Genomic DNA, 12448 nt, shown 5'->3' with positions numbered 1-12448 from the left:
GCAAAATTACTAAGAACTAATCCTTGTAAACTTTTTTTTATTAATTTCTCGATAAAATGTTGATTATAATAGATCAACGGGTATTTTACAGACAGGTATGGGTTCCATTTTATGCTGATTTACGGTATTTAAACGAATAAAAATTTTAAATACTTCTTGTTCTCTTCCTGTAAAGTCATTGCTATTTTTTCCTTTATCCTTCATTTTCATGGCCCATTCTAATTCATCATAACTGGCACCAATTTGATCTTCATCACTTCGACTATCACCAAACAAACCATCTGTTGGTGCAGCAACTTGTATCGATTCGGGAACGTTAAGGGATTTTCCTAAAGCGTATACTTCACTTTTCAATAAATCTGCAATTGGACTTAAGTCTACACCACCATCTCCATATTTAGTATAAAAACCTACCCCGAAATCTTCGACTTTATTACCAGTACCTGCAACTAAATATTTATGTAAACCTGCAAAATAATATAGGGTAGACATCCTTAATCTGGCTCTGGTATTGGCTAATGATAAATCAAGTTGTGCACTCGAATCTACTTTAGGAACAACACTTTTGAATTCTTCAAAAACAGACGTAAGATCTACTCTAACATCTGAAACATTAGGAAAGCGCTGTTTTAATTGCGCAATATGTTCTTGTGCTCTGTTAACTTGACTTTGAGCCTGGTGTATTGGCATTTCTACACAAAGTACTTTTAAACCTGTATTTGCACATAATGAAGAAGTGACTGCACTATCAATTCCGCCACTTACACCAACAACAAAACCATCTATATTGGCATTGTTTGCGTATTCTTTTAACCAATTGGTGATATGATCGACTGTTTTTTCTACCTGCATATTGTATTTTTTAATATTTCTTTATCTAAAGTAAAAGACAAATGTATCTGATTTGAAATTTAAGAATCTCTATTAATGTATTGATTTATATTGTAATAGATTATTTACTTCGTGGTTTTGTAATTGACAATTTGTAATTCGTAATTCGTAACTCGATATAGTATCTTTGTAATTATAAAATTAATAAAAAAAGATGCCGTTTTATAAATGTAAAAATTATTTAGAGACATATTATATTTTAAGAATGAATAGTGCTAGATTATTAAAATTTATTATACTTTTTTGTGTTTTCTACTCATGTGGTAAAGAAAATGAAATTGAAAAGAAAATTGCTAAAATCCCAGTCGAATTAGAAATTGAACGTTTTGATGAATTGTTTGCCGGGTTAACGCAAGAGAATTTACCCGATTTAAAGAAAGAATATCCTTTTTTGTTTTCAGAAAAGTATGCTGATAGTATATGGCTTAATAGAACAAAAGATACTATTCAATTAGAAGTTAATAAAGAATTAAGTGCTAAATTTTCGGATCTTTCTAAGGAAAAAGAAGAGCTGTATTCACTTTTTCAGCATCTTAAATATTATTTTCCCGAAATAAAAGATCCAAGAATAATTACAATAGCTTCAGATGTAGATTATCGCAATAAAATAGTAGTTTCGAAAGGACTATTGATTATCTCTTTAGATACATACTTGGGCAAGGATCATCATTTTTATGAGGCAATACAAAAATATTTAAAACAAAATTTTGAAAGAGATCAAATAGTACCCGATGTAGCCTCGGCTTATGCTAAAAACCTTGTGGGACCTATAAGAGATAGATCGTTTTTAGGAAACCTGATATCTTTTGGAAAAGAGTTGTATTTAAAGAATTTACTATTGCCAAAAGCTGATGCAGCTAGAAAAATGGGATATACAGAAGAACAATATGAGTGGGTTATGGCTAATGAAGAGCAAATCTGGAGGTATTTTATAGATAAGCAACTTTTGTATAGCACAGATAGTGAATTAATGCCTAGATTTTTATATCCTGCGCCATTTTCAAAGTTTTATTTAGAAGAAATTGATAAAGAAGCACCAGATCGAGTAGGGCAATTTATCGGTTGGAGAATTGTGACTTCATATATGCAAAATAACAATGTATCTTTGCGACAATTATTATTGGCCGATGCCGAAACAATTTTTAATACTTCAAAATATAAACCAGCAAGATAATGGCAATTGAACATAAATCTGAAATCAAAATAGATATCGCATTAGATGAAAACCGCATTCCTGAAAAATTGAAATGGACAGCTAAGGATGGAGGTGTAGAAGATGAAGAAACTAAAGCGATGCTGTTGTCGGTTTGGGATAGTAAAAATAAAGAAAGCCTGCGTATTGATTTATGGACTAAAGATATGCCAGTAGACGAAATGAAAATTTTCTTTCATCAAACACTGGTAGCAATGAGTGATACATTTCATAGAGCTACTCAGGATGAAAAAATGACAGCTACAATGAAAGATTTCTGTGATTATTTCGCAGAAAAACTAGAACTGAAACAACAATAATTGATAGGTTTTTATAGTATTCTAGACTAAGTACATAAATTAGAAGATTGAAGAAAAAAATAATTTTTGTGTACAATGCAAAGTCTGATATTTTCAGTAAATATATAGATTTGGTTCATAAGATTATAAGCCCAAGTACATATGCTTGTGGTCTATGTAGTCTTACTCATGGAAACTTTTCTGAAAAAGAAGAGTGGAGAATTTTTAGAGAGAATACCGATCATGAATTCGTTTTTATGTATAAAAATGATTTTCTTGAAACATATCCTAATCTCGACGAGTATAGCTTCCCTGTTATTTTTGAAGAAAACAAAAAAAAACTTGAATTGATTTTTGATTCAGAAAAATTGACAACTCTAAAATCTGTTGAAAGTTTGGTTGAAGAGCTTAGCAGAGAAGTTGGGTAAATAATAGAAACATTCTTTATCAAAGAAAGGATGTTTCTATTGTTGTTTGGTTAATTATCGATGCCTAAACATGGGTTAAGAATTCTTTAGTTGTTGGTTAATTTCGTTAATATAATTTAAAACGTCGTCTTTACCTAAACCAGAAGAGGAAGAGGTAATAAAATAATTCGGCATTTCTTCCCAGTAATTCAGCATTTCTTTAATATAAACATCTATCTGGATAGGTAACTTGGTTTTAGTAAGTTTATCGGCTTTAGTGAAAATAATAGAAAAAGGAATTTGATTTTCTCCAAGCCATTGCATGAATTCAAGGTCTATTTTTTGAGGTTCATGTCGGCAATCAACAAGCACAAATGCACTAACCAGTTGTGTGCGTTTTGAAAAGTAAGCAGTTATGAATTTTTGAAATACTCTTTTTGCAGATTTAGATACTTTGGCATATCCATATCCAGGTAAATCTACTAAAAACCAGTTTTTGTTAATGATAAAGTGATTGATTAACTGAGTTTTACCAGGTTTTCCTGACGTTTTTGCTAAGCTTTTGCGATCTGTTAACATGTTGATTAATGATGATTTACCAACATTTGACCTGCCAATAAAGGCGTATTCTGGCAGCTTGTCTTTTGGACATTTAGCTACGTCGCTGTTACTCATTACAAATTCAGCGCTACTAATTTTCATAGTAAAATTTATTATGATTTAGAAATTGCGTTGCACTAACCAACTGTGTAGTATTTTGTTGAATTCGTCCGGATGTTCCATCATTGCGGCATGACCACATTTGTCTATCCAATATAAATCAGAATCAGGAAGCAATCTGTTAAAATCATCGGCTACTTCTGGTGGCGTAACAGTATCATTTTTACCCCATATAATGCAGGTAGGCGTATTCATTTTTGGTAAGTCTTTTGCCATATTATGCCGGATAGCACTTTTTGCAATAGCAAGAGTTCGAATTAATTTATTACGGTCGTTAACGGTTGAATAAACTTCATCTACAATTTCTTTTGTGGCAATTGCAGGGTCATAAAATACACTTTCAGCTTTAGCTCTAATGTATTCATAATCCCCTCTTTTAGGATAACTTTCGCCCATTGCGCTTTCATATAATCCAGAACTTCCAGTAATTACAAGTCCTTTTACTTTTTCAGGATACATTTTTGTACATAGCAATGCAATATGTCCCCCAAGTGAATTACCCAAAAGAATCACTTCCTTGTCTCCATATCCTAAATGATCTATAAAATCTTTAAGGTATTTAGCATAGGTGCTTACCTTGGTTTTTAACAATGGTAAAGTATAGACAGGAAGTTCAGGAATTAATACTTTATAACCTTCTACAGGAAAGTAGGAACTAACGCCCTCAAAGTTGCTTAAACCACCCATTAAACCATGTAAAATGATTAGCGGCGACCCTTCTCCTATGTCTAGATAACTAAATTTTCCGTCTTTTTTTAATTCGTGATTCATTAAATACCTCTTACAAGAACTAAAAGCAAATATAGCATTTTCATAATTAGTTTTAAGATTTTTTATGAATACTACAGAATGATTTTTTTTAATCCTTTTTTTGATGTTCAATTTCTATCCAAAATGAGTACAGCCTATTGTTTTCTTGCACTTCTGTAAGTGTACTGACAGACAAAATATTAAAGTTTTAAAAGCTAAATATTGACTCGTTTTAAGTATAACTTATTAACAATGTGGTAAATTGTGGTAAAAAGTGGTAAATTTTTCAATATATTTGGCTAATTAAACGTTTAGGGAAACAAAGTGGTGCATCTAATTGGTACATACGAATGTAAGGCAGACGCTAAGGGACGTCTTATGATGCCTGTTGCTTTCAAAAAGCAGCTTTCGCCTGTGCTACAAGATGGTTTTGTGTTAAAAAGGTCGGTTTTTCAGCCTTGTTTAGAGTTATATCCAATGGCTGAGTGGAACCAAATGATGCAAAAAATAAATAAGCTAAACCGCTTTAAGAAAAAAAATAATGATTTTATCCGAAGGTTTACTGCGGGTGTTAAAATTGTTGAAATTGATGCTGCCGGTCGTCTTTTAATTCCTAAAGACCTTGTTGGTTTTGCAGGTATTACAAAAGAACTAGTGTTGTCTTCTGCTGTTAATATTATTGAAGTCTGGGATAAAGATCAATATGAAAAAGTAATAGATGATGTAGCTGTTGATTTCGCTGATTTAGCCGAAGAGGTAATGGGATTTGATGATGACATAAGTATTGACTAAGCAGTATGCTTCTTGAAAAATAAGATGTACTTGATTGGTTAAGCTATAAGAATGTAATAGATGAAAGAAACCGAATATCATAATCCAGTTTTACTAAAAGAAACCGTAGATGGACTTGCTATTAAACCAGATGGAATCTATGTAGATGTAACATTTGGTGGTGGTGGGCATTCTAAAGAAATCTTAAAAAGACTTGGTCCAGAAGGTAAATTGTTTGCCTTTGATCAAGATCAAGATGCTTTGGATAACACTATTGATGATGATCGATTTACACTTATAAATGAAAATTTCAGATTCGTAAAAAGGTTTCTTCGATTTCATGGTGTAAAAAAAGTAGATGGTATTCTAGGTGATTTTGGAGTTTCATCACATCAGTTTGATGTAGCAGAACGTGGGTTTTCTACAAGGTTTGAGGCTGATCTTGATATGAGAATGAATCAAAATAAGAACCTGTCAGCATACAATGTAATTAATGAATATGATGAGGCGGATTTAAGAAAAATGTTTTTTGAATATGGTGAGCTAAGAAATGCTCCCAAATTAGCAAGAACAATAGTAGGAGCAAGAAAAGAAAACGGTATAAAAACAAGTGTAGAGTTGAAAGAGGTATTGAAACCTTTCTTGCCTAGACACAAAGAGCATAAAATTTTAGCTCAGATATACCAGGCGATACGTATTGAAGTAAATCAAGAGATAGAAGTGCTAAAGGAGTTTTTAGAGCAAACATTAAGTCTTTTAGATGTGGGAGGAAGAATTAGTATGATATCATATCACTCTTTAGAGGATAGATTGGTTAAAAGGTTTATTAGAAATGGAATGTTTGAAGGAGAGCCTGAAAAAGATCTTTATGGTAACATGTCTGTTCCTTTTAAAAAAGTAGGAAAATTAATTGTTCCAACTGAAGAAGAGATTAAAGAGAATAATAGAGCTAGAAGCGCTAAGCTTAGAATAGCTGAAAAAATTGAAAAGATAAATTGATTAAATAAATAGAGTGGGTTTTTGGGATGAAACAAACTGTTTATGACATATTAAAAGGTAAGTTTCTTATTGCAGATGATGCGATGAAAAACTGGAGAATGCTACTGTTTTTGTCTTTTTTGGCAATAGTAATGATTGCCAGTTCACACAATGCAGAAAGTAAAGTTCATGAAATAGCGCATTTAAATGATGAAGTAAGAGAGTTGCGAACACAATTTGTTGATGGTAAAACAGAATTGATGAGACTTAAAATGGAGTCTTCTATAATAAAAAAGATGACTCAAGAAGGATTAAAACGTCCTACTACACCACCGCAAAAAATAATTGTAAAAAACTAAGCTCTTGGCTACAAAAGAAAAAAACATATTAAACCGGTTGTATTTTATAGCAGTCTGTATGTTCATTTTTGCCATTGCCGTTTTGGTGAAATTAGTGAATATTCAGTTTGTTGAAGGCGATATGTATCGTAAAAAAGCTCAGGAACGAGTTTTTAAAACATTTGATATACCGGCTAATAGAGGAAACCTATATGACAGCAAAGGTAATTTGCTAGCTACCTCTGTTCCCAAATATAATATAAGATTTGATGCGCTTACCGTAACTGATAAGGATTTTAGAGAGTATGTTAAGCCACTTTGCGAGGCGTTATCCAAAGAATTTGGAAAGCCTATTTCATATTATGATAAAATAATTAGAACAGCTAGAGCAAATAAAAATCGATACCTCTTGATTCGAAGAAATCTTGGGTATTCGCAATATATGCGAGTTAAAGAGTTTCCATTATTTGAGTTAGGCGCAAATCGAGGAGGTTTTATTGTCGAGCAAAATACAGTTAGAGAACATCCGATAGGTAAAATTGCCGAGCGAACGGTTGGGTATGAGAGAAGAGATGAAAATGGATACTATACAAGAGTAGGTCTAGAAGGTGCTTATGGACCTTTTTTAAGAGGAAAAGAAGGGAAACGTAAAAAACAAAAAATAGCAAAAAATCAATGGAAACCAATAGGAGATGCTAATGAAGTAGAACCAAGAGATGGATATGATGTTGTTTCAACTATAGATGTAAATGTTCAGGATATTGCACATCATGCGTTATTGGGTCAACTAGAGAGGTTTGAGGCAGAACATGGGACTGTTGTTGTTATGGAGACAAAAACAGGGGAAATCAAAGCAATTTCTAATCTAGGTCGAACAAAAGCTGGTAAATATTATGAAAAGTTAAATTATGCGGTAGGAGAATCTCATGAGCCTGGATCTACTTTTAAATTAATGACAATGGTGGCAGCCTTAGAAGATAGGGTGATCGATTCTAGTTATGTTATTGATACCGAGAATGGCCGTGTAAAGTTTTATGATAGAGTAGTTAAAGATTCTCGCTGGGGAGGGTACGGAAAGATATCTGCGGCAAAAGCTTTCGAAATTTCTTCGAATACTGCTTTTGCAAAAATGATCGATGAACACTATAAAGATAATCCTAGAAAATTCGTAGACCGATTAATTAATATGGGATTGGGGGAAACCTTAGAGTTATCCATTAAAGGAGAAGGTAAACCTAAAATTCCATATCCAGGTGATGATGATTGGTATGGTACAACCTTGCCCTGGATGGCTCATGGATATGGTGTGGCAATTACACCATTACAAACCTTAGCTTTTTATAACGCAATAGCAAATGATGGCGAAATGGTAAAGCCAAGATTCATTAAAGAAGTAAAAACCTGGGATAAGACCAGAGAACGATTTGATAAAGAGATTTTAAACCCAACAATCTGTTCAAAGAAAACAGCAAGAATAGCTCAGGAAATGATGAAAAATGTGGTCAAAAGAGGTACTGCTGATAATATTTATACTGAGAGTTTTGGTATTGCCGGAAAAACAGGTACCTGCTGGGGTAATTATGGTAAAGATAAGGAGAGAGAATATATATCTTCTTTTGCTGGGTATTTTCCGTCGGATAAGCCTATTTATTCGTGTATTGTAGTAATCCATAAACCAAATAAGAAAAAAGGATACTATGGTAGTGAAGTTGCAGCTCCGGTTTTTAAAACTATCGCTACAAAAATATATAACGATATACCGGTGATAGATGAAGTGTCGTATGCGGTTGTAGAGAGTAACTCGGTAGTAAATAGTTATGATAAATATTACCAAAATGCTCAAAAGTATAAAACTATTATGCCTAACGTAAAAGGAATGCCAGCAATGGATGTGATTTCTCTTTTAGAAAATATGGGGTTAAAAGTAGAGCTAAAAGGATCAGGGCGAGTAGAAAAACAGTCTATAGAACCAGGTGTTAAAGTAAAAACCAATCAAACAGTAAGATTAGAATTATCGTGATCGAATTAAAAGACATATTATATAAGGTTGCTATTAATGTTGTGGTGGGTAATACTACTGTAAATATTAATAAGGTTGAGTTTGATTCTAGAAAGGTTAAACAGGAAGATGTGTTTGTTGCTATTCGTGGTTCTGTATCTGATGGTCATAAGTTTATAGAAAAAGCTATTGATCTTGGAGCAAAAGCTATTGTTTGTGAAAAAATACCTTTAAATAGAATAGAAGAAGTAACGTATATAGAAGTAGAAGATTCTAATACAGCCTTGGCGATTATGGCATCAAACTACTATGGGTCACCTTCTGTAAACTTAAAATTGGTGGGCGTTACAGGTACTAATGGTAAAACTACCATCGCAACTTTGTTGTATCAATTGTTTAAAAAAGCAGGTTTTAAAGTAGGATTGCTTTCTACAGTTAATATACTGGTGGATACCAAAGAATACAAAGCTACGCATACAACACCAGATTCATTGATGATTAATTATTATCTAAAAGAGATGAATGAAGCTGGGGTAGAGTATTGTTTTATGGAAGTAAGTTCTCATGGCATTCATCAAAAACGTACCGAAGGACTAACTTTTGCGGGAGGTGTTTTTACCAATTTATCACACGATCACTTAGACTATCATAATACATTTAAGGAGTATAGAGATGTTAAAAAAATGTTCTTTGATGGTTTGTCGTCAAGTGCATTTGCTTTGGTAAATAAAGATGATAAGAACGGAGCATTTATGCTGCAGAATACAAAAGCCAAACAATATAGCTATGCGCTAAAATCATATGCAGATTATAGAGGACAAATTTTAGAAAATAGCCTAGAAGGTTTGTTGTTGAAATTAAATGATAATGAAGTATGGGCTAAGTTGATAGGAAGTTTTAATGCGTATAATCTATTGGCAATTTTTGGTACTGCAGAATTATTGGGTCTAGAAACATTAGAAATACTCCAGTTATTAAGTGACTTAAGAAGTGTAAGTGGAAGATTTCAATACCTAATCTCAGAAGAAAAGATTACTGCAATTGTAGATTATGCCCATACCCCAGATGCTCTTAAAAATGTTTTGGAAACAATAAATGATATAAGAACTAATAATGAAAATTTAATTACTGTTATAGGGTGTGGTGGTGATAGAGATAAAATGAAACGTCCTGTTATGGGAAATATAGCGGCTCGATTAAGTAATAAAGCAATTTTTACTAGTGATAACCCAAGAACAGAGGATCCATCTCAAATAATAGAAGATATTGAGAAAGGTATAGAACCTCAAGATTATAAGAAAACACTGTCTATTACCGATAGAAAACAAGCTATTAAAACTGCTTGCCAATTGGCTGAAAGAGATGATATCATTCTTATAGCAGGTAAAGGTCATGAAACGTATCAAGAAATTAACGGGAATCGTATTGATTTTAATGATTTCGAAATTGTAAAACAAGAATTAAAAAAACTAAATAAATAAATCTTTTAAGATGCATCCAATTGCATGTTAAAGGTAACAAAGCAACCTATGTTATACTATCTGTTTGAATATTTGGAAAGTGAATACCAGTTCCCCGGGGCGACACTATTTCAATTTATCACTTTTAGAGCCGCGATTGCAATCATACTGTCATTGTTAATTTCTACAATTTATGGTAAGCGCATTATTGGCTTTTTAAGGCAAAAACAAATGGGGGAAAGTATTAGAGAACTTGGTTTACAAGGTCAGGCCGAAAAAGCGGGTACTCCAACGATGGGTGGGATTATTATTATTTTGGCAACATTAGTGCCTGTTTTATTTGTAGCTAAGCTTGATAATATTTATGTAATCCTATTAATCATTACAACCTTATGGATGGGAGTTATTGGTTTTACAGACGACTATTTAAAAATTAAGAAAAAAGATAAAGAAGGTTTAGCAGGAAGGTTTAAAATTATTGGTCAAGTAGGACTTGGACTCATTGTGGGATGTACAATGTACTTTCATAGTGATATAACAATTAAAGAAGAGAAAGTAAAATCAGATGTCGAACAACTTAGTGCCGTAGAAGGAGAAAAAGTATCTGACTTTAACCCAGCAATTAAATCAACAAAGACAACTATACCTTTCTTTAAAAATAACGAATTCGAATACTCTAGTTTGATTACTTGGATTAGCCCAGAGATGGCAAAATATTCATGGTTAGTTTTTATACCAATAGTCATTTTTATAGTAACTGCAGTGTCTAACGGAGCGAATCTTACAGATGGGATTGATGGATTAGCGGCAGGTTCATCTGCGATTATAGTATTGACATTAGCATTGTTTGCTTGGGTATCGGGTAATATAATTTTCTCTGATTATCTAAATGTGATGTATATACCAAACTCGGGTGAGATGACAATTTTTATTGCCGCATTTGCAGGTGCTTTGGTAGGTTTTTTATGGTACAATACCTACCCAGCTCAAGTATTTATGGGAGATACCGGTAGTCTTACAATTGGTGGAATTATAGCCGTAATTGCCATAGCTATTCGTAAAGAATTTTTGATACCGATCCTTTGTGGAATCTTTTTTATCGAAACACTATCAGTAATGATTCAGGTAAGCTGGTTTAAGTATACAAGGAAAAAGTATGGAGAGGGAAGAAGAGTGTTTTTAATGTCTCCCTTGCATCATCATTATCAAAAAAAGGGAATACACGAAAGTAAAATTGTTGCAAGATTCTGGATTGTAGGGATTTTTATGGCAATAATAGCTGTAATTACTCTTAAAGTTAGGTAGTTATGAAAAAACTAGTAGTTCTGGGAGGAGGAGAGAGTGGTGTTGGAACTGCTATTTTAGGTAAAAAAGAAGGATTTGATGTGTTCGTTTCCGATAAGGGAGTGATCACAGAGAAGTATAAAGAAGTTCTTAGAAATTTTGAAATCGAATGGGAAGAACAAAAGCATACAGAAGCTAAAGTTTTAGACGCTGATGTAGTAATGAAGAGCCCGGGTATTCCTGACACTGTAGCATTAGTAAAACGTCTGCGAGAAAGAGAAATCCCAGTAATCTCAGAAATTGAGTTTGCGGCAAACCATACGTCTGCTATGTTCATTGGTATTACAGGTAGTAATGGTAAGACTACAACAACAATGCTTACACATCACATACTTAAACAAGGAGGATTGAATGTGAATATGGCAGGAAATATCGGAGATAGTTTTGCTAAACAAGTAGCAGAAAATGATGCGCCATATTATGTGTTAGAGCTTAGTAGTTTTCAGCTAGATGGAATAAAAGATTTTGTTCCTCATATTGCTATTTTAACCAATATCACCCCTGATCATTTGGATCGATATGATTACAAGTTTGAGAATTATATCGCATCAAAATTTAGAATAGTAATGAATCAGAATGAGGATGATTATTTTATTTATGATGCAGATGATGAGGTGATCACTCAGTATATACAGAAAAACCCTATTCGATCAAGATTACTTCCTTTTTCGCTGACAAAAAAAATAGAAAACGGAGCATATTTAGAAGATAATAATATAAAAATAATAATAGACAACAACGAAATCATTATGCCAACAACAGATTTATCATTAAAAGGAAATCACAATGTAAAGAATGCTATGGCCGCAGCCACAGTATCACAATTACTTAAGATTAGAAAAACAACAATCCGTGAATGTTTAGAAAACTTTCATGGTGTAGAGCATAGGTTAGAGAGTGTACTAAAAATAAACAATGTGCAATACATTAATGATTCCAAAGCAACAAATGTTAATGCTACATTTTATGCTTTAGATGCTATGAAATCGGCTACCGTATGGATCGTTGGAGGTGTAGATAAAGGGAATGATTATACAGAGTTGTTTCCTCTGGTTAATGAAAAAGTAAAAGCAATTATTTGTTTAGGTGTTGATAATTCTAAAATTATTAATGCTTTTGGTAATTGTGTAGACAATATTGTAGAAACGCAATCTATGAAAGAGGCCGTAAATATGGCGTACAAAATAGCAGAAAGAAATGAGAGTGTATTGTTGTCTCCAGCCTGTGCAAGTTTTGATTTGTTTAAAAACTATGAGGAAAGAGGAAGACAGTTTAAAGAAGCAGTTAGGGAGCTATAAA

13 protein-coding genes are annotated in these 12448 nt (G+C 32.9%); 10 read left to right on the top strand and 3 right to left on the bottom strand.

Annotation, left to right across the window (positions count from 1 at the left end):
• Positions 1–63: 63 nt before the first annotated feature.
• The gene (nadE, locus tag D1816_RS11595) at positions 64–852 is read right to left on the bottom strand and encodes an NAD(+) synthase (RefSeq protein WP_118503026.1); all 789 of its coding nucleotides are present in this window, start codon (positions 850–852) and stop codon (positions 64–66) included.
• Between the two features lie 244 nt (positions 853–1096).
• Here nadE and gldB point away from each other — a divergent pair, with 244 nt between their 5' ends.
• From gldB to D1816_RS11580, 3 genes are read left to right on the top strand one after another with little or no spacing between them, the layout of a single operon-like run.
• Positions 1097–2065 carry a gliding motility lipoprotein GldB gene (gene gldB / locus D1816_RS11590; protein WP_118506250.1) on the top strand — a complete coding sequence of 323 codons (969 nt, stop codon included), beginning with the start codon at positions 1097–1099 and terminating at the stop codon, positions 2063–2065.
• Positions 2065–2403 carry a gliding motility protein GldC gene (gene gldC / locus D1816_RS11585; protein WP_066316723.1) on the top strand — a complete coding sequence of 113 codons (339 nt, stop codon included), beginning with the start codon at positions 2065–2067 and terminating at the stop codon, positions 2401–2403. Before gldB ends, gldC begins: the two co-directional genes overlap by 1 nt.
• Positions 2404–2450: 47 nt before the next feature.
• Positions 2451–2810, top strand: coding sequence for a hypothetical protein (locus D1816_RS11580; RefSeq protein ID WP_066316718.1), 360 nt, complete (start codon positions 2451–2453; stop codon positions 2808–2810).
• 75 nt (positions 2811–2885) lie between these two features.
• Here D1816_RS11580 and yihA read toward each other — a convergent pair whose 3' ends face one another.
• A complete protein-coding gene (yihA, locus tag D1816_RS11575) occupies positions 2886–3491 on the bottom strand; it encodes a ribosome biogenesis GTP-binding protein YihA/YsxC (RefSeq protein ID WP_066316716.1) in 606 nt (201 codons plus the stop codon).
• Between the two features lie 18 nt (positions 3492–3509).
• Positions 3510–4280: an alpha/beta fold hydrolase gene (locus D1816_RS11570; RefSeq protein WP_066317787.1), complete on the bottom strand. Its 771-nt coding sequence runs from the start codon at positions 4278–4280 to the stop codon at positions 3510–3512.
• A gap of 303 nt (positions 4281–4583) precedes the next feature.
• On the opposite strand from D1816_RS11570, the gene mraZ reads away from it, so the two are divergent.
• The 7 genes from mraZ to murD are packed head-to-tail and all read left to right on the top strand — an operon-like array spanning position 4584 to position 12447.
• On the top strand, positions 4584–5051 hold the full coding sequence (mraZ, locus tag D1816_RS11565; protein ID WP_066316715.1) for a division/cell wall cluster transcriptional repressor MraZ: 468 nt from the start codon (positions 4584–4586) through the stop codon (positions 5049–5051).
• Between the two features lie 60 nt (positions 5052–5111).
• Positions 5112–6029 (top strand): 16S rRNA (cytosine(1402)-N(4))-methyltransferase RsmH, encoded by a 918-nt coding sequence (rsmH, locus tag D1816_RS11560; protein ID WP_066316712.1) that lies wholly within the window; start codon positions 5112–5114, stop codon positions 6027–6029.
• 26 nt (positions 6030–6055) lie between these two features.
• Positions 6056–6367, top strand: coding sequence for an FtsL-like putative cell division protein (locus D1816_RS11555; protein ID WP_066316709.1), 312 nt, complete (start codon positions 6056–6058; stop codon positions 6365–6367).
• 58 nt (positions 6368–6425) lie between these two features.
• Positions 6426–8366, top strand: a complete 1941-nt coding sequence (locus tag D1816_RS11550; RefSeq protein ID WP_232517414.1) for a penicillin-binding protein — start codon at positions 6426–6428, stop codon at positions 8364–8366.
• Positions 8363–9826 carry a UDP-N-acetylmuramoyl-L-alanyl-D-glutamate--2,6-diaminopimelate ligase gene (locus tag D1816_RS11545; RefSeq protein WP_118503024.1) on the top strand — a complete coding sequence of 488 codons (1464 nt, stop codon included), beginning with the start codon at positions 8363–8365 and terminating at the stop codon, positions 9824–9826. Before D1816_RS11550 ends, D1816_RS11545 begins: the two co-directional genes overlap by 4 nt.
• A gap of 48 nt (positions 9827–9874) precedes the next feature.
• A complete protein-coding gene (gene mraY, locus D1816_RS11540; RefSeq protein ID WP_118506249.1) occupies positions 9875–11110 on the top strand; it encodes a phospho-N-acetylmuramoyl-pentapeptide-transferase in 1236 nt (411 codons plus the stop codon).
• A gap of 2 nt (positions 11111–11112) precedes the next feature.
• Positions 11113–12447, top strand: a complete 1335-nt coding sequence (murD, locus tag D1816_RS11535) for a UDP-N-acetylmuramoyl-L-alanine--D-glutamate ligase (RefSeq protein WP_118503022.1) — start codon at positions 11113–11115, stop codon at positions 12445–12447.
• Position 12448: the final 1 nt, after the last annotated feature.

This window comes from Aquimarina sp. AD10 (assembly GCF_003443715.1).
GTDB lineage: Bacteria > Bacteroidota > Bacteroidia > Flavobacteriales > Flavobacteriaceae > Aquimarina > Aquimarina aggregata.
The sequence above is the reverse complement of the archived record's forward strand: the minus strand, read 5'-3'. Positions and strand labels throughout refer to the sequence as shown.

Excerpts from the sequence above, each read along its gene's own strand:
- gldB (WP_118506250.1), top strand. The coding sequence starts at position 1,097 with ATGAATAGTGCTAGATTATTAAAATTTATTATACTTTTTTGTGTTTTC.
- D1816_RS11570 (WP_066317787.1), bottom strand. The coding sequence starts at position 4,280 with ATGAATCACGAATTAAAAAAAGACGGAAAATTTAGTTATCTAGACATA.
- murD (WP_118503022.1), top strand. The coding sequence starts at position 11,113 with ATGAAAAAACTAGTAGTTCTGGGAGGAGGAGAGAGTGGTGTTGGAACT.
- yihA (WP_066316716.1), bottom strand. The coding sequence starts at position 3,491 with ATGAAAATTAGTAGCGCTGAATTTGTAATGAGTAACAGCGACGTAGCT.
- D1816_RS11555 (WP_066316709.1), top strand. The coding sequence starts at position 6,056 with ATGAAACAAACTGTTTATGACATATTAAAAGGTAAGTTTCTTATTGCA.
- nadE (WP_118503026.1), bottom strand. The coding sequence starts at position 852 with ATGCAGGTAGAAAAAACAGTCGATCATATCACCAATTGGTTAAAAGAA.
- rsmH (WP_066316712.1), top strand. The coding sequence starts at position 5,112 with ATGAAAGAAACCGAATATCATAATCCAGTTTTACTAAAAGAAACCGTA.
- mraY (WP_118506249.1), top strand. The coding sequence starts at position 9,875 with ATGTTATACTATCTGTTTGAATATTTGGAAAGTGAATACCAGTTCCCC.
- gldC (WP_066316723.1), top strand. The coding sequence starts at position 2,065 with ATGGCAATTGAACATAAATCTGAAATCAAAATAGATATCGCATTAGAT.
- D1816_RS11550 (WP_232517414.1), top strand. The coding sequence starts at position 6,426 with ATGTTCATTTTTGCCATTGCCGTTTTGGTGAAATTAGTGAATATTCAG.